This window comes from Actinoplanes auranticolor, from assembly GCF_018332655.1.
Lineage (GTDB): Bacteria > Actinomycetota > Actinomycetes > Mycobacteriales > Micromonosporaceae > Actinoplanes > Actinoplanes auranticolor.
In genome coordinates this window covers 49,985-66,968 of record NZ_BOQL01000007.1, presented here as the reverse complement: position 1 = coordinate 66,968, position 16,984 = coordinate 49,985, and the positions used below count along the sequence as shown (strand labels likewise).

Sequence of the window (16,984 nt, the reverse complement as noted above, 5' to 3'; positions counted from 1 at the left end):
CGGACCGCTCTGCTGGGCCGGGCGCAGGGGTGCGGGCGCGCTGCCGTGGTCGTCCGGACCGCCGGGGAAGCCGGGCACGATCATGGTGGTCGCGGGGTCGTGCGCGTGCGGATGCCGGTCCTGCTCTTGCGCCACCGGGTCCTCGTCGGTGCCGGGCGCCTCCGGCTCTCGGCCGGACGCGGCCGGCGCCGCAGGCCCGGGCCGGGTGGGCGCCCAGGCCAGTACGAGCGCGCCGCCGACGATGCCGAGCAGCATGCCGAGCCCGAAGCCGCCCAGGTTGAGCCCGACCAGCGAGTACACCGCGGTGAGCAGGCCCAGGACGCCGTAGAAGAGGCGCTGGCCCGGGGTCACCCAGCTCAGCACTCCGGTCAGCACCAGCAGCAGCGGCAGCAGGTAGGACAGGAAACCCTCCGGGCCCATGTGGACCTCGAGGTCGCCGAGGGTCAGGTTGGCGCTGAGGAACAGCTCCAGCCCGGCGATCAGGAGCAGCAGGCCGCCCCAGAAGGGCCTGCTTCGCCGCCAGCGGCGGAAGCCGCCGTCCGACGCGTTGGTTGTTGCCACTTACTCCTCCAGAAAATCGTGCTGGGCCCCCGGCATGGTGGAGGCCCGCGGCCGGTGATCTCCGCGGGCCTCGGGTACTACCTCAGAAGCACTCCGGTGGGTTGCCGTCCTTGCCCGGGAAGTTGATCTTCAGGTTGAGGCCGGTCAGCGTGAACGTGCCGGCCGTGGTGGAGACCGCGGTCTGCTTCAGGTCGGTGATCACGACGCGGGAGGCCTCCTGGCCGAAAGCGCCCAGCGGGCCCTTGGCCTCCGGGCCACCCTGACCCAGCGTCGACGCGTCCTGGCCGATGTTGATGTTCGTGAACTCCGCGTTGCCGTTGAGCTCCGACATGCCGATCAGCAGGTTGGTCGCCTTGGCCGGGGCGTTGGCGTCGCGGCCGGCCCGGATGGTCAGGCTGATCGGCGAGCCCGGGGCCCGTACCGACTGGCACAGGTTGTAGAGCTTCGCCGAGGCGATACCCGACATGGCGACCGGGACGTCCTGGTCGCCGCTCTTGGCGGTCTCCAGCTGGCCGCCGTACTGCGCGAAGCCGGTGCCGTCGAGCCTGTCGGCCGAGATCTTGAACGGCTGGCCGGAGATGGCGAACGAGGCGGCGAACGCCCCGTTGGCCAGGCCGAACACCAAGGCACCGGCGGCCGCGGTGGGAACCGCCACCGCTACGGCGAAACGGCGCCAGTTGGTGCGACCGTAGGCCGGATCGCCTTGCGCATCCTTCACGGATCCTCCTAGGGGAACTCGAACGGCTGCGACCGCACCGCCGTACGGCGCGCATCGCGGGCCACTCGGATCGGCCCTCGGTATGCAGGCCCGTCGATGCGGCCGTCTTAACGTGCGGGAAATGTTGCCTCCAGCCGCGGACCAGGACAAGAGCTCTGGCTACCGGCCAGTAACAGGGCCCGCTGCCGAGATCTATCACTGACGGTGACTGTGGCCGGGGTGCGCCACGGTGAGATGCATCGCAAATGGACACATCGGTCGACCGCCGGGCATGTGATCGTCACCACACGTACGCGGGACCCGGAAGTTACGGATCGGTAACAACTTTCAGGAAGCTCTCAGGTGTGTGCACTCAGCGTGCGTGCCGCCCGGTTCAAGTCCCAGCAATACCTGCCGAACTAGGTCACGGGGGCTGTTCCCGTCGTGCGGAGAGGAACGGGTGTTGAGCGGAGACGAGCAGCAACGCCTGGCCGCGTTGCACGAGTACCGCGTGCTCGACGCACCCGCCGACGACGAGCTGACGGCGGTCGTCCGGGTCGCCGCGATGTGCGGCCGGCGGCTGCGGGAGGGGACGTTCGTCCACGTCCGCGACGCCCGCACCGACCCTGTCTACCGCGACAACCCCTGGGTCACCGGGGTGCTCGCCGATGTGCGGTTCTACGCCTCGGCGCCGCTGGTCACGCCGCAGGGACACGCGCTGGGCACGCTGTGTGTCTTCGACTCGGTGCCGCGGGAGCTGACCGGCGAGCAGAGAGCGCGCCTCGAGGACCTGGCCGGGGTGATCCTCGCCCTGTTCGAGCGGCGCCGGCAGGCCCGCATCACCGCCGAGCCGGCGATCGAGGCCGAGGCCCGCCAGCGGTTCACCGACACCGTGCTGGACACCATCGACGTGGCGGTGGTCGCCGCCGACCGGTCCGGGCACCTCACCGTCTTCAACCGGACCGCCCGGGACTGGCACGGCCTCGACGCCGACCCCTCGGTCGAGCCGGCCGACTTCGCCGAGCACTACCGGCTCTTCCGCGCCGACGGTGTCACCCCGATCCCCAGCGAGGAGATCCCCCTGCTGCAGGTCCTGCACGGCGGTGCGGTGAGCGAGGCCGAGCTCGTCATCCGCCCCGACGGCCTTCCGGCGCGGCACGTCGTCGTGGGCGGGAGCGCCCTCACCGCCGCCGACGGCACCCCGCTCGGGCGGTCGTGGCGATGACCGACGTCACCGCGGACCGGGCCCAGCGGCAGGCGCTGCGGGTCGCCCACGCCGAGCTGCTGCGTTCCAACACCGAGCTCGAGCAGTTCGCCGCCGTGGTGAGCCACGACCTGGCGGCGCCGCTGGCGGTCGTCAACGGCTACCTGGAACTGCTCGGCGACCACTACGCCACGGAGATCGACGCGCAGGGCCGCAAGTGGATCGGGGCCACCGTGCGGGCGGTCGGCCGGATGCAGGCGCTCATCGGCAACGCGGTCAAGTACCGCGACCCGGCCCGGAAGTGCCGGGTCGAGGTGTGCGCCCGGCGGCAGGAGGACGAGTACGTCGTCACGGTCCGCGACAACGGCATCGGCATCCCCGCCGACCAGCGCCGGCGGGTGTTCGAGATGTTCGCGCGGGCCGGGACCGGCGGCACCGCCGGGCACGGCGTCGGGCTCTCCACCTGCGAGCGGATCGTCGCCCGGCACGGCGGCCGGATCCGGGCCGACGCCACGCCCGGCGGCGGCACCACGATCTCGTTCACGCTGCCGGTCTCCCACACCCCCGCGGACGCCTGAGGTGGCCTCGGTCAGGGCCCGGGTCGACGCGGGTGTCATCGCGGTCCTGGTGCTGTTCATCGGCGTCGTGGTGACCCAGTTCATGGTCAGCGACAGTCTGCAGAGCCGCCACGAACGGCGGGTGGCCCGGGTCGAGGCCGCGCGGGACGCCAACACCGCGGTGCTGCAGCACATGACCGACGCCGAGACCGGCGTCCGGGGCTTCCAGCTGACCGGCGACGAACAGTTCCTGCAGCCGTACGACCAGGGGCGCATCGGTGCGTTCACCATGTTCGACGAGGTCGCCGCGGGGACCACCGATCCGACCGTGCTGCGGCTGCTCGCCGCCGAGCGCGCCGCCGCGTCCCGGTGGCTGTACGCGTTCGCCTACCCGGTCGTCAACGCCGGTGTCGCGGACCCCGGCTACTCGCAGACCGGCCGCGGCAAGGAGCTGTTCGACGAGATCCGCAAGGCCAACGCCGCCGTCGCCGGGGCGCTGCGGGCCGAGATGGACCGGGTCGCCGCGGCGGACCGGCGCGCCGCCCGGCTGGCCCAGATCCTGTTCGCGTTGCTCGCCGTCGGCTTCCTGGCCGTGACCCTGATGCTCGCCTCGGTCGCACGGCGGCTGCTGCTGGCCCCGCTCGAGCACATCCGGATGACCCTGCAACGGCTGGCCGCCGGGGAGTTGTCCGCGCGGGCGGTGCCCGCCGGACCGGAGGAGACGCGTGCCGTGATCGGGACCCTCAACCGCCTCGCCGCCGAGACGCAGCGGCTGCTCGCCGAGGACGAGGCCCGGATGGCCCGTACCGAGCTGCGCCAGGCGGTGGCGGTCGCGTTGCGCGAGACCGAGGATCCCACCGAGGCCGCCGGGCGGGTGGTCGCGCTGGTCGGCCGGGCGCTCGGCGCGGACGCCGTGTACAGCAAGTTCTCCATCGGTGACGCCCACGGCGTCGACGTCCGCTGGCCCGAGGAGGCGCCCCCGATGGCGGCGCGGACCGTGCAGGAGGTGCTGGCCGGGGAGGCGGGCGCGGTGCTGCCGGTGCCGGAGGTCTGCGGCGGCGTGGCGGTGGCGATCGGCGGCGACGCGGAGTGTCCGATCGGGCTCATCCACGTCGTGCGCCACGACCGGCCGGACTGGACGGCCGACGAACGGCGCCTGCTCGCCACCGTGGCCCGCGAGGTGGACCACACCGCGCGCCAGCAGCGCCTGCAGCGCCGTCAGGCCCGGCTGATCACCGAGCTGCGGGTGCTCGACGAGCGTAAAAACGCCTTCGTCGCCACCGTGACCCACGAGCTGCGTACCCCGCTGACCAGCATCCTCGGCTACACCGAGATGCTCGCCGACGGCGACGGCGGCGACCTGTCCCCGCTGCAGGAGCGCGGCGTCACCGCGATCCTGCGCAATGCCCACCGTCTGCAGGAGACGATCGGTGACCTGCTGCTGCTGGACCGGGCGAATCACGCGGTCGGCGCGGCCGTCGCCCGGGTCGACCTGGCCGAGGTGGCCGCGGCGCTGCTCAGCGAGTTCGAGCCGCTGGCCCGGCGCCGTGAGCTGACGCTGACCGGGGAGACCGAGCAGGTCTTCGTCGACGGTGATGCCCGGCAGCTCGAGCGGGCAATGCGCAATCTGCTGGACAACGCGGTGAAGTTCACCGGGCCCGGCGGGACGGTCAGCTACCGGCTGCGCGCGGCGCCCGGCGGGGCGGTGCTGAGCGTGACCGACACCGGGATCGGCATCCCGCCGGGGGATCTGGCCGGGCTGTTCACCCCCTTCCACCGGGCGGCCAACGCGATGGACCAGGCGGTGCAGGGCTCGGGTCTGGGCCTGGCGATCGTGCGCAACATCGTCGCCGAGCACGGCGGCTCGGTCACGGTCGAGTCCCGGCTGGGTGAGGGCAGCACCTTCACCGTCACCCTGCCGGTCGCCGCCGCGGCCTGAACCGTCGCCGGCCGGCGGGCCCGGCAACCGGTCCGCAACCGGGCGGGGCCGGATTTCGCACCCCGGCGGGGCGAGGTTGAACTCACCCCCGAACAAGGAGATCTCCCGATGCGTCTGCGTCGTACTGCTGTCGCCGCCCTGCTGGCCGCCGGGATCGCCGTTCCCGCCGTCGGCCCGGCCGCCGTCGCCTTCGCCCAGCCGGCCGACCGGCCGGTCACCGCGCAGAAGGCCAAGGCCAACCCGAAGCCGAGCAAGACCAAGAAGCCCGTCCGGACGCCGTTCACCGCGTCCGGCAAGGTCACCGCGGTCGACGCCGCCGCCGGGACCGTGACGCTGCTGGCCACCGGTGGCACCAAGGACGTGCGCAAGCAGACCGTCACCGTCACCGTGCCGGCGAGCCTGCGCGTGGTCGTCAACGGCAAGCGGACCACGCTCAAGACGGTCGCCGTCGGCGCCCGGATCACCGTCAACGGCACCCGCACCGGCACCGCCTACACGGCCACCAAGGTATCGGTCTCGCAGAAGAAGAGCCCGGTGGTCACTCCGACCCCCACGCCGACTGTGCAGCCCACGCCGCCCGTGCAGCCCAGTCCCACCGTGGAGCCCACGCCCACCGCGGAGCCCACCCCCACCGCCGAGCCCACGCCGACCAGCCCCGAGCCGGACGAGGACCCCACCGAGGACCCGGAGGACGAAATCTCCGACGACTTGTCCGCCTAAGGCCGCGAATCGCCCCGTTCCGCACCCCGGAGCGGGGCGTTTCCGCTGAGCGTCGATACTCCCCGTGAGACCGTCGAGGGACGGATCACCGTCGGGAGGGACCAGCCGTGACCTACGTGACGTCGCCGCATTCCGGCGACACGCCCGGCGACTTCGGGCGCGACCTGCTCAGCAACCTGTACTACCAGCGCGGCACCACCCTGGAGTCGGCCAGTGCGCAGGACACTTACCACTCGCTCGCGCTGACCGTGCGCAACAGACTGGTCGACCGCTACATCCGGACGGCGGCCGCGCACTACCGGGCCAATCCCCGGTTCATCTACTACCTGTCGGCCGAGTACATGCTCGGCAAGCAGCTCGACCAGAACCTGCTCTACTCCGGCACCGAGGACAGCGCGCACCGCGCGCTGGAGGGACTCGGGCTGTCGAGCTCGGATCTGGACGCCCTCGACGTCGAGCCCGGCCTGGGCAACGGCGGCCTGGGCCGGCTCGCGGCCTGCCTGCTGGACGCCATGGCGTCGCAGGACATCCCCGCGGTCGGTTACGGCATCCGCTACGACTTCGGCATCTTCAAGCAGGCCTTCCAGGACGGCGGCCAGGTCGAGCGCCCCGACGACTGGACCTTCTACGGCAACCCGTGGGAGTTCCACGCCTCCGACGACCAGCAGACGGTCGGGTTCTACGGCCACGTCGAGCCGCTGGACGGCGTGCGTAAGAGCTGGGTGCCCGGCGAGGTCGTGCTGGGCGAGCCCAGCCACATGCTGGTGCCCGGGTACGGGACCAGCACCGTCAACATCATCCGGCTGTGGCGCGCCCGGGCCGCCCGCGAGTCCTTCGACCTGTCCCGCTTCGGCGCCGGCCAGTACGGCGAGGCCGTCGAGGAGATCGTCCGCTCGGAGAACATCAGCAAGGTCCTGTACCCGGACGACAGCACCGAGCTGGGCCGCGAGCTGCGCCTCAAGCAGCAGCACTTCCTGGTCACCTGCGCGCTGCGCGACATCGTGCGGCGGTTCCGGCTGCGCAACAGCGACTGGGACGACTTCGCCGGCAAGGTGGTCATCCAGCTCAACGACACCCATCCGGTGATGGCCATCGCCGAGCTCATGCGGATGCTGGTCGACGAGGAGGGCCTGGAGTGGGACCGGGCCTGGTCGATCACCCGGCGCGTGTTCGCGTACACGTGTCACACGCTGCTGCCCGAGGCGCTGGAGACCTGGCCGGTGGCGCTGGTGCAGCGGCTGCTGCCGCGGCACATGGAGATCATCTTCCTGATCAACCACCTGTTCCTGCAGGAGGTCGCGGCCCGCTACCCGGGTGACGACGCCAAGCTGCGGGAGTTGTCGATCATTCAGGAGGGCGGCGAGCAGCGGGTCCGGATGGCCCACCTGGCCGTGGTGGGCAGCTCGGCGGTCAACGGCGTCGCCGAGCTGCACTCGCGCCTGCTGGCGGCCACCACCCTGCGCGGGTTCGCCGAGCTGTGGCCGGGGCGCTTCCACAACGTCACCAACGGGGTCTCGCCGCGCCGGTTCGTGCGGCTGGCCAACCCGCGGCTGTCCGGCCTGATCAGCGAGCGGCTGGGCGGCCAAGCGTGGCTCACCGACCTGGACCGGCTGGTGGAGCTGGAGCCCGCCGCCGACGATTCCGCCTTCCGCGAGCGGTGGCGCGAGATCAAGCGGCTCAACCGCGAGGACCTGGCCCGGCACGCGCTCGCGGCGACGGGCGTGGCGATCGACCCGGACGCGCTCTGCGACGTCATGATCAAGCGCTTCCACGAGTACAAGCGGCAGCTGCTGCGGGTGCTGCACGTCGTCGCCCAGTACCACCGGATCCGCCGCGACCAGGTCGTGGACGTGGTGCCCCGCACGATCGTGTTCGGCGGCAAGGCGGCGCCGGGCTACTACGCGGCCAAGCGGATCATGCGCCTGGCCAACACCGTGGCGGACCTGGTCAACGAGGACCCGGTCGTCTCGCCGTACCTGAAGATGGTCTTCCTGCCGGACTACAACGTCTCGCGGGCCCAGCTGATCATCCCGGCCGCGGACCTGTCCGAGCAGATCTCGCTGGCCGGCAAGGAGGCCTCCGGCACCAGCAACATGAAGCTGGCCCTCAACGGCGCGCTCACCATCGGCACCCTGGACGGCGCCAACGTGGAGATCCGCGACCGGGTCGGCGCGGACAACTTCTTCCTCTTCGGTCTCGACACCACCGAGGTGGCCGCGGTCCGCGAACGCGGCTACGACCCGCGCGCCTACTACGACCGGGACGCGGAGCTGCGGGAGGTGCTCGACACGGTCGCCCACTACGACAAGGACATCGTGGACGACCTGTTGCACCGCGACGAGTACCTGACGCTGGCCGACTACCGCGCCTACGTGGACTGTCAGGACCAGGTGGCCCGGGCCTGGCGGGACCGGGAGGGCTGGACCCGTACGTCGATCCTCAACACGGCGCGCAGCGGCTTCTTCTCCTCCGACCGCACGGTGCGCGACTACTGCCGTGACATCTGGCACGTCACGCCGCTGCGCATCGACGGCTGAGCCCACCCGCGGCGGAAGACCCATGCAAGTTCGTTACATGAGCGTCACGCCGGCAGCGCGAGGTCCAGACCGAGCCAGCTCGCCAGCTCGGCCACCTCGCGCTGCACGGCGTCCGTCAGCGCCGGGGTGAACGGGACGTCCTGGTGGATCGCGTGCACCCGGAACACCCCCGCCTTGCGGTCCGAGGCGGCGTCCAGCTTGCCCACCAGCCGGTCGCCGTCCAGGATCGGCATCGCCCAGTAGCCCCAGCGGCGCTTGGCGGCCGGCTTGAACATCTCCAGCTGGTAGTCGTACTCGAACAGCTCGCGCAGGCGCCGGCGGTCGAACACCAGGCGGTCGAGCGGGGACAGCAGCGCGACCCGGCCGGTGAATCCCTGGTCCAGGTGCCGGGCGTCGACCCGCCAGTGGCCTTTGACCCCCTCGACGACGGCCGGCTCACCCGCGGCGCCCACGTCGTCGGGCTCGCTCGGGCTCTTCGGCGCCTTCGCCCGCGCGATGCCCAGCGCGCTGAGCCGGCGTTCGTCGCGGCGGCGCTGCGCCTCCCCGTAGGGCACCACGTCGTCCGGGTAGACGCGCTCGGCCAGATCCCACAGGCGATGAGGGCCGCGCCGGCCGGCCGCCGCCACCTCGCCCCGCTGGACCAGGAAGCCGAGCAGCTTCGTGACGTTGCGGTTGTCCGTCCAGCCGGAGGAACGCCACGGGATCTCGCAGGTGTCCGGCAGCTCGCGGGCGGTCAGCGGGCCGTCGGCGCGCAGCCGGTGCAGGATGTCGAGCCGGCAACCGTTGTTGGCGTCGACCCACTCGCGCAGATCCTCCTGCCACTCGCGCAGGGGCGGCCGCCCGGGCCATTCGGCCATCTCGGCCCGGTACAGCGCTAGGTCCTCCGGCGGTCGGACCATCCCGTCCAGCTCCAGCAGGACCTGCTCGTCGAGGGCGTCACGCAGCTGCCCGGGCCGGTACGACGAGCCGAGCCGGGCCCACAGCACCAGGTCGGCGCTGGGCGCGACGGCTGTGGCCGGGTCGTTCTGCACCAGCGTCAAGCGCCGCACCACATCGGACAACCCGCTCGCGGCCCGGACGGCCAGCAACTGGGCGCGCACGGCGACGCGACGCGCCTCGGCCCGCGACAGCTTGTGCACTGTCATCACCCGAACCTAGCCGCCGGGTACGACAAAGGGGCCCGGAACCGCCGTGGCGGTCCCGGGCCCCTCAGCAGTGCGGGTCAGCCCTTGACACTGCCCGCGAGCAAGCCGCGGACGAAGTACCGCTGGAGCAACAGGAAGATCGTCACCGGTACCAGGATCGACACGAAGGCGCCGGCCGACAGCAGGTGCCAGGCCGTGCCCCGGGTGCCGCTGAGGTTGGCCAGCGCCACGGTGATCGGGGCGACGGCGTCGCCGCCGCCCGCGAAGGTGAGGGCGACCAGCAGGTCGTTCCACACCCAGAGGAACTGGAAGATGCCGAACGCGGCCAGGGCCGGTCGCAGCAGCGGCAGCAGCACCCGGAAGAAGATCGACACGTGCCCGGCGCCGTCCACCCGGGCCGCCTCCAGCAGGGTGGCCGGGATCTCCCGCATGAAGTTGTGCAGCAGGTAGATCGCCAGCGGCAGGCCGAAGATCGAGTGCGAGATCCAGATCGTCCAGAACGTGTTCGCCAGTCCACCGTCCACGTAGAGCGTGAGCAGCGGGATCAGGGTCACCTGCAGCGGCACGATCTGCAGGGCGAAGATCGCCAGGAACAGGACGTTGCGGCCGGGGAACTTGATCCAGGCGAACGCGTACGCCGCCAGGCAGGCCAGGCTCATCGGGATGAGCACCGAGGGGATGGTGATCACCAGCGAGTTCACGAAGCCGGAGCCGAGGCCCGCGCCACTCTCCGAGTCCAGCACGGCTCGGTAGTTGTCCAGGGTGACGGTGGGGTCGGTGAAGAAGGTCCACCATCCTGTCGTCTTGATCGCCCGCTCGGGGCGGAACGACGAGACCAGCAATCCGAACGTCGGCAGCGTCCAGAGCACCGCGATGACGATCGCCGCGAGCGACGCCCACGGCGAGGTCAGCTTCTTCTTGGCGACCGCAGCCGCCGTCACCTTCTCCGGCGTCAGCGGAGGCGTGGTGGTGACCGGGGTCACAGTGCTCATAGCGCCTCCGAACTGCGGACTTGCCGGATGTTGTAGGCGACGATCGGAATGACCAGCAAGAACAGCAGCACCGCCAGGGCGGCGCCGAGGCCCTGGTTGTCACTGCGGAAGCTCTGGCTGTAGAACTCGTTGGCGATGACGTTGGTGTTGAACTGGCCGCCGGTCATCGTGCGGACGATGTCGAAGACCTTCAGCGTGCCGATGCCGATGGTGGTCAGCACGACCACCACCGCCGGGCGGATGGCCGGCAGGGTGACGAAGCGGAACATGCCCCACGGGGTGACGCCGTCGAGGCGGGCGGCCTCGATGATGTCGTCCGGGATGGCCTTGATCGCCGCCGACAGCACGGTCATGGCGAAGCCGGCCTGGATCCAGATCATGACCACGATCAGCAGGAACGTGTTCAGTGGTGAGTCCACCAGCCACTGCTGCGGGGTCCCGCCCAGCCAGACCAGCACCTGGTTGAGCAGGCCGATCTGCTTCACGTTGGCCTGGTCCGGCCGGTACGCGTAGACGAAGCTCCAGATGATCGACGCGCCCACGAACGAGATGGCCATGGGCAGGAAGATCAGCGACTTGGCGAACGACTCCATCTTGGCCTTGTCGACCAGGATGGCGTAGAGCAGCCCGACCGCGGTGGCCACGAACGGCGTCACCACGACCCAGAAGACGGTGTTGCGCAGCACCGTGAGCTGATCGCCGTCGGTGAAGATCGTCTTGTAGTTGTCGATGCCGATGAAGGCGTTGCCCGCCGCGTTGAAGAACGACTGGTAGATCGTGCGCACGCCGGGGGTAGACGAGCCCGACGAGCAGCATGAGCACCGTGGGGGCGAGATAGGAATAGGCGACGATGCGGTCACCGCGGCGGCCGCCGAAACGGCCCGCGATGAAAAGGATGATGCCCACGACCGCGGCGAAGAGAAGGATCGCAGCGAACATCTGCGTGATCTTCTCGGCGGTGGTGTCGGCGGTGTCGAACACGCGACCCGTACCTCCTCTGGAGAGCGGCGGGGCCGGTCGCCTTGCGGCGACCGGCCCCTGGTGAAGATTCAGATCACTTGGGCCAAGCCTTCTCGATGTTGTCCACCGTCGTCTTGGTGTCCTGTCCGGTGATCCAGCTCGTCGTCTGCTTCCAGTAGGCGTTGGAGCCCACGGCGGCCGGCATCTGGTCCGAGCCGTCGAAGCGGAACGTCGCGTTGGGGTCGAGCAGGATGGTCGCGGCCAGCTTGTCGACCGGGTTGCTCAGGTTGTTCGGGTCGATCTTGTTGTTGGCGCTGACCCAGCCCTGCGAGAGCTTGGCCTTGATGTTCGCCCACGTGTCGGTCGACAGGTACGTCTGGAAGGCCTTGACCTCCGGACGGTCCGCGAACGCCACGTTGAACTCGCCACCGCCGAGCACCGGCTTGTCCGTGGCGGTCTTGCCCGGCAGGTAGAACGCGAAGACGTCGCCGTCCTCGGCCACCTTGGTGCCCTTGGGGAAGTTCGCCGCGTAGAAGCTGGCCTGGCGGTGCAGCGAGCAGGTGCCCTCGAGGATCGGCAGACCGGCGTCCTGGAACGTGGTCGTGGCGATGCTCTTGACCTCGCCCAGGCCGCCGTTGACGTAGGCCGGGTTCTTCAGGTACGCGCCGGCCGCGTCCAGCGCCGCCGTCGACTCGGGGCCGTTGAACGGGATCTCGTGGCTGACCCACTTGTCGTACGTCTCCGGGCCGGAGAGCCGGAGCATCATGTCCTCGTGCCAGTCCGTGAGCGGCCAGCCGGTCGCCTCACCGCTGGCGATGCCCGCGCACCACGGCTTCTTCTTGTCCGCGACCATCTTGTCGGTCAGCGTCTTGAGCTCGTCGAGCGTCGTGGGCACCGTGTAGCCGGCGTCCTTGAACTCGCTGGGCGAGTACCAGACCAGCGACTTGACGCTGGCGCCGGACGGCGCGCCGTAGAACTTGCCGTCGACGGTGGCGTAGGCCTTCCAGTCCTCGCCCCAGAACTTGTCGACGTTCGCCGCCACCTCGGCCGGAGCCTCGACCGCCTTGCCGGTGGCCACGAGCTGCTTGAGCAGGCCCGGCTGCGGCACGATGGCGAGGTCCGGCGGGTTGCCGGCCTTGGCGCGGACCAGGATCTGCGTCTCGAAGGCCTTGTCGCCCTCGTACTTGATGGTCACGCCGGTGCACGTCTCGAAAGGCTTGTACGAGTCCTTGTACGCCGTGTCCTCGGGCGTCACGATGCCCGTGTAGACCGAGACAGTCTTGCCCTTCAGGTCTCCGAACGAGCTGAACTGCGCGCAGTCGATGGACTGCGCGGCCGTGTCGGAATCGTCGGCCGAGTCATCACTGCCGCCGCAAGCGGCCAGACCGAACACCAGGCCGATGCCCAGCGTGCCGGCGAGCGCGCTCCTGAAGCGCGGGCTATTGGATTGACCGAACATACCTCTCCCTATCTCACATCACGCCGGGGCGTGACATCACCGTCACCGTCTCCGGTTCCCCCGGTTGCCAGTCAAGAGGTGGAAACGGTGTTTCGCAATGTTTCCGCTTGATCAACCGAGTAACGATTCGGCACCGGGCCAGCGGAGACCTTAAACGGTTAAGAAAACTAACCGTCAATGGGCAGGTCAGCCGCCGCACCGATGTCACCCCGGCGGCGCACCCGGACCGCTACCCCGTACCGGTGTAGTAGGTGGGCGCGGCGTGGCCGTGCCGAGCCCGAACGCCCGCAGGAGGATCGCGATGCCGCCCGCCCGGTCCCGCTCGCTGCTGCGTACGGTCGCGACCGACCCGGTGCTGCTCACCCTGGCCGGGGTGGCCCTGACGGCGATCTGCTGGCTGCTCTGGGGGCCGGGCGGCATCGCGGTGCACGTGTTGCTGCGCTCGTGGCTCGGCCCGGTCCTCAACCTCTTCCTGCTGGCCGGTGCGCTGCGGCTCGCCCGCCGGCCCGGGCGCGACCCGGCCGACCGGCGCTTCTGGCGCTCGGTGACCGCCATGGGCGGCCTGCTGCTGGCCGGCCACCTCGGCCGGCTCGCCGGCGCGCTGCACAGTCCCGACGCCGGTGCGGTGGCGACCGGCCGTTTCCAGAGCATCTGCGTGCTGGCCGGGGTCACCGTGCTGGTGGTCGCCGCCCTCACCCACCCGCGCCCGCCGGCGTCCGGCCGGGCCCGGCTGCGCTACCTGCTGGACACCTCCGCGGTCGGCACGGCCGCGGTCGTGGCCATCTGGTTCATGGCCGACCGCTCGGCCGCCCTGGGCGTCAGCTCGGACGCCTCCATGGCCGCGGTCGCCATCGCGGTCGTGACCACCTTCGCCGTCACCCGCCTCATCATGGGCGGGCACAGCCCGATCAGCTCGGCCGCGGCCGCCCCGCTCGGCGCCGCCGCGGTGCTGCAGTGCGTCAACGGTGGTGTGCTGCCGGGCAGTGCCGGGTGGCGGGTGCAGCTGGCGTTGCAGCTCGCCGCCGTCACCCTGGTCAGCGTGGCCCCCAGGATGCAGGAACTCGCCGACCGCGTGGCCGCCGGCCGGCCCGCGCGGCGCCGCCGGACCTACAGCGTGCTGCCGTACGCCATGCTCGGGCTCGTCTTCGCCGTCCTGCCCGCTGTCCTGCCGGCCGGGCTGAGCACCACCGCCCTGGTCGCGCTCGGCGGCCTGCTGGTGATCACCGCCGTCGTGGTGGCCCGGCAACTGCTCACCTTCGCCGAGAACGAGTTGCTGGTCCGGCGCTCGGAGGCCGGCCTGGAGACGCTGCGCCGGCAGGAGGAACGGGTCCGGCTGCTGCTGGAGTACTCGACCGACATCACCTCGCTGATCGACCACACCGGCGCGATGACGTACCTGACCCCGGCCACCCGGATGCTGGGCTACGAGCCGCACGAGATGCTCGGCGTCCGGGTGATCACGCTGATCCACCCCGACGACCTGCCCGCGCTGCTGGGCGACCTGCAGCGGTTGATGGCCACGCCCGGTGCGACCTTCACCTACCAGGCGCGCTACCGGCACGCGGACGGCTCCTGGCGCTGGCTGGAGGTCACCAGCCGCAACCTCACCCACGAGCCCAGCGTGGGCGCCGTGGTGAGCAATGCCCGCGACGTCACCGACGCCCGTGAACTGCAGGACCGGCTGCGGCACGAGGCCACCCACGACCCGCTGACCGGGCTGGCCAACCGGGTGCTCTTCGGCCGCCGGCTGGCCGCGGCGCTCGGCGGCGGCGTCGCGCTGCTGCACATCGACCTGGACGGGTTCAAACCGATCAACGACACGTACGGCCACCACGCCGGCGACGCGGTGCTGGTGCGGGTGGCCGAGTGCCTGCGCGCGGCGCTGCCGGCCACGGCGGTGGCGGCGCGGCTGGGCGGCGACGAGTTCGCGGTGCTGCTGCCCGGGGCCGGCACGACCGCCGCCGGCCTGGTCGCGGAGCGGTTCCGCAGCGCGCTGGCCGAGCTCGTCGAGGTGGACGGGCACCGGCTGACCATCGGCGCCAGCGTCGGTGTGGTGGTGGGCGCCGGGGACGACCCGGAGGCTCTGCTGCGCCGGGCCGACGAGGCGATGTACCGGATCAAGCACGCCGCCCGGCGCTGACGGGCAGGGTCAGGGCAGGCGGGCGCGGAGCGCGTACCCGAAGCCACGGTGCGTCGCGATCAGCGGTGGGCCGAGCCGCTCCAGCTTGCGGCGCAGCGAGCCGGCATGGGCCTCGACCAGCTCGTGCCCGCTGCCCGGCAGGTCCGGCCAGACCCCGGCCCGGATCTCGTCGTGCGACAGCACCCGGCCCGGATCCCGCAGCAGCAGGCGCAGCAGCTCCCGCTCGGACGGCGACAGCGCGACCGGCTCCCCGGCCCGGCGCACCTCGCCGGTGTGCTGGTCCAGCTCCACGTCGGCGTAGCGCAGGACCCGGTTGCCCGGCGCGCCGTCCAGGCGCCGCAGCGCCGCGTACACCCGGGCCAGCAGCACCTCGACGTCGAACGGCTTGGTGATCCAGTCCTCGTCGCCGTAGGCCAGCTCGGCGACCAGGTCGTCGCGGGTGTCCCGGGCGGACAGGAACACCACCCCGGTCTCCGCGCCCTCGGCGCGCAGCCGCCGGCGCACGTCCATGCCGTCGCCGTCGGGCAGCGACACGTCCAGCAGGACCAGGTCCGGCCGTTGCTCGGCGGCCTTCTCCACGGCCTGTGCCGCGGTGCCCGCGGTGTCGACCGCGAAGCCGTGGCCGGTCAGCACCGTGGACAGCAGGTCCACGATGGTCGGCTGGTCGTCGACGACCAGGATCCGTGCGTTTCCCGTCATGTCGCCCCCATGAGACACAGCGTGAGCACCCGGTGGGTACACCCCGACAGTCCTCCCGGTCGGGACATGGAGGAAAGACCCTGCCCACATGGCAGGAACACGACGGCGGCCGATCACACCTGCGCGGCGCCGGCGCGGCGGCGTAGCCACCACACCGCGATGCCGAGCGCGAAGACGGCCAGCCCGGCGACGACCGAGGGCAGCGGCAGGGTCGCCGCCAGCAGCAGGCAGCCGGCGAGCCCCAGGACCGGCAGCGGCCGCCACGGGGCGCCCTCGCCGGGGCGCAGCGTCATCGCCGAGGCGTTGGCGATCGCGTAGTAGACCAGCACGCCGAACGAGGAGAATCCGATCGCGCCGCGCAGGTCCACCAGCAGCACCAGTACGGCCACCGCGACACCCACGGCGGCCTCGGCGCGGTGCGGCACCCCGGTCCGCTCGCTGACGGCGTCCAGCACGCCGGGCAGGTTACGGTCGCGGGCCATCGCGAACGTCGTCCGGGAGACGCCCAGGATCAGGGCGAGCAACGATCCCAGCGCGGCCAGCGCCGCCCCGGCCCGCACGACCGGCGCCAGCCAGCCCGGTCCGACCTCGGCCAGCGGCGCGGTGGCGGCGGCGAGCCGGGCGGGCCCCAGGCTGCCGAGCAGGGTGAGGGCGACCGCGGTGTACAGGACGAGGGTGAGGGTGAGCGCGATCGGGACGGCCCGGGGGATCGTGCGGGCCGGGTCGCGGACCTCCTCACCCAGGGTGGCGATCCGGGCGTACCCGGCGAAGGCGAAGAAGAGCAGGCCGGCACCCTGCAGCACGCCCCACGGCGAGACTTCGGGGCCGCTGCCGAGGTGGGCCAGGCCGTCGGTGGAGCCCGCGGCGACGACCGCCAGCAGTACGGCGACGACCGTCGCCACCAGGATCCGGGCGGCGAGCGCCGACTTCTGCACCCCGGCGAGGTTCAGCGCGGTCAGCGCCGCGACGGCGAGCACCGCCAGCAGCCGCTCGTGGCCCGGTGCGACGTACGCGCCGAAGGTCAGCGCCATCGCCGCGCAGGAGGCGGTCTTGCCGATGACGAAGCCCCAGCCGGCGAGGAATCCCCACACGTCACCCAGCCGCCTGCGGCCGTAGACGTAGGTGCCGCCGGAGGACGGGTACACCGCCGCCAGCCGCGCCGAGGAGACCGCGTTGCAGTACGCCACCACGGCCGCCACCGCGAGGGCGAGCAGCAGCCAGCCGCCCGCGACCGCCGCCGCCGGGGCGAACGCGGCGAAGACTCCCGCGCCGATCATCGCGCTCAGGCCGACCACCACCGCGTCGGTCACACCCAGCCGCCGGGTCAGCTCCACGTGCCCATCCTCCCGAGATCCACGGACAGCTTTGTAGCCG

General features: G+C 71.5%; 13 protein-coding genes and 1 pseudogene. 6 read left to right on the top strand and 8 right to left on the bottom strand.

Going from position 1 to position 16,984, the window contains the following annotated elements; all coding sequences use genetic code 11:
* Together Aau02nite_RS04475 and Aau02nite_RS04470 are read right to left on the bottom strand one after the other, a co-directional pair.
* Positions 1-561, bottom strand: a 561-nt coding sequence (locus tag Aau02nite_RS04475; protein WP_246594892.1) for a DUF6114 domain-containing protein, incomplete at its 3' end; no start/stop codon positions are given.
* Positions 562-643: 82 nt separating this feature from the next.
* Complete coding sequence (locus Aau02nite_RS04470) at positions 644-1,279, bottom strand: DUF6230 family protein (protein ID WP_212987018.1); 636 nt, start codon at positions 1,277-1,279, stop codon at positions 644-646.
* A gap of 442 nt (positions 1,280-1,721) precedes the next feature.
* On the opposite strand from Aau02nite_RS04470, the gene Aau02nite_RS46190 reads away from it, so the two are divergent.
* The 5 genes from Aau02nite_RS46190 to Aau02nite_RS04450 all read left to right on the top strand — a co-directional run bounded on the left by Aau02nite_RS46190 (position 1,722) and on the right by Aau02nite_RS04450 (position 8,215).
* Positions 1,722-2,483 carry a GAF domain-containing protein gene (locus tag Aau02nite_RS46190; protein WP_246594891.1) on the top strand — a complete coding sequence of 254 codons (762 nt, stop codon included), beginning with the start codon at positions 1,722-1,724 and terminating at the stop codon, positions 2,481-2,483.
* On the top strand, positions 2,480-3,040 hold the full coding sequence (locus Aau02nite_RS46185) for a sensor histidine kinase (protein ID WP_246594890.1): 561 nt from the start codon (positions 2,480-2,482) through the stop codon (positions 3,038-3,040). The genes Aau02nite_RS46190 and Aau02nite_RS46185 overlap by 4 nt, the downstream gene beginning before the upstream one ends.
* A gap of 1 nt (position 3,041) precedes the next feature.
* On the top strand, positions 3,042-4,958 hold the full coding sequence (locus tag Aau02nite_RS04460) for an ATP-binding protein (RefSeq protein WP_246594889.1): 1,917 nt from the start codon (positions 3,042-3,044) through the stop codon (positions 4,956-4,958).
* Positions 4,959-5,066: 108 nt separating this feature from the next.
* On the top strand, positions 5,067-5,678 hold the full coding sequence (locus Aau02nite_RS04455) for a hypothetical protein (protein WP_212987017.1): 612 nt from the start codon (positions 5,067-5,069) through the stop codon (positions 5,676-5,678).
* 107 nt (positions 5,679-5,785) lie between these two features.
* Positions 5,786-8,215, top strand: a complete 2,430-nt coding sequence (locus Aau02nite_RS04450; RefSeq protein ID WP_212987016.1) for a glycogen/starch/alpha-glucan phosphorylase — start codon at positions 5,786-5,788, stop codon at positions 8,213-8,215.
* Positions 8,216-8,259: 44 nt separating this feature from the next.
* On the opposite strand, the gene Aau02nite_RS04445 is transcribed toward Aau02nite_RS04450, so the two are convergent.
* The 4 genes and pseudogenes from Aau02nite_RS04445 to Aau02nite_RS04430 form a co-directional block, all read right to left on the bottom strand.
* Positions 8,260-9,360 (bottom strand): DNA glycosylase AlkZ-like family protein, encoded by a 1,101-nt coding sequence (locus tag Aau02nite_RS04445; protein WP_212987015.1) that lies wholly within the window; start codon positions 9,358-9,360, stop codon positions 8,260-8,262.
* Between the two features lie 77 nt (positions 9,361-9,437).
* On the bottom strand, positions 9,438-10,352 hold the full coding sequence (locus Aau02nite_RS04440; protein ID WP_212987014.1) for a carbohydrate ABC transporter permease: 915 nt from the start codon (positions 10,350-10,352) through the stop codon (positions 9,438-9,440).
* A pseudogene (locus tag Aau02nite_RS04435) lies at positions 10,349-11,291 on the bottom strand (carbohydrate ABC transporter permease). Before Aau02nite_RS04435 ends, Aau02nite_RS04440 begins: the two are co-directional and overlap by 4 nt.
* Positions 11,292-11,406: 115 nt before the next feature.
* Positions 11,407-12,771: an ABC transporter substrate-binding protein gene (locus Aau02nite_RS04430; RefSeq protein ID WP_212987013.1), complete on the bottom strand. Its 1,365-nt coding sequence runs from the start codon at positions 12,769-12,771 to the stop codon at positions 11,407-11,409.
* Positions 12,772-13,072: 301 nt separating this feature from the next.
* Here Aau02nite_RS04430 and Aau02nite_RS04425 point away from each other — a divergent pair, with 301 nt between their 5' ends.
* Positions 13,073-14,911 (top strand): diguanylate cyclase domain-containing protein, encoded by a 1,839-nt coding sequence (locus tag Aau02nite_RS04425; protein WP_212987012.1) that lies wholly within the window; start codon positions 13,073-13,075, stop codon positions 14,909-14,911.
* Positions 14,912-14,920: 9 nt separating this feature from the next.
* Here Aau02nite_RS04425 and Aau02nite_RS04420 read toward each other — a convergent pair whose 3' ends face one another.
* Both Aau02nite_RS04420 and Aau02nite_RS04415 read right to left on the bottom strand, forming a co-directional pair.
* Positions 14,921-15,610, bottom strand: coding sequence for a response regulator transcription factor (locus Aau02nite_RS04420; protein WP_212987011.1), 690 nt, complete (start codon positions 15,608-15,610; stop codon positions 14,921-14,923).
* A gap of 113 nt (positions 15,611-15,723) precedes the next feature.
* Positions 15,724-16,944 (bottom strand): APC family permease, encoded by a 1,221-nt coding sequence (locus tag Aau02nite_RS04415; RefSeq protein WP_281420956.1) that lies wholly within the window; start codon positions 16,942-16,944, stop codon positions 15,724-15,726.
* Between the last annotated feature and the right edge of the window lie 40 nt (positions 16,945-16,984).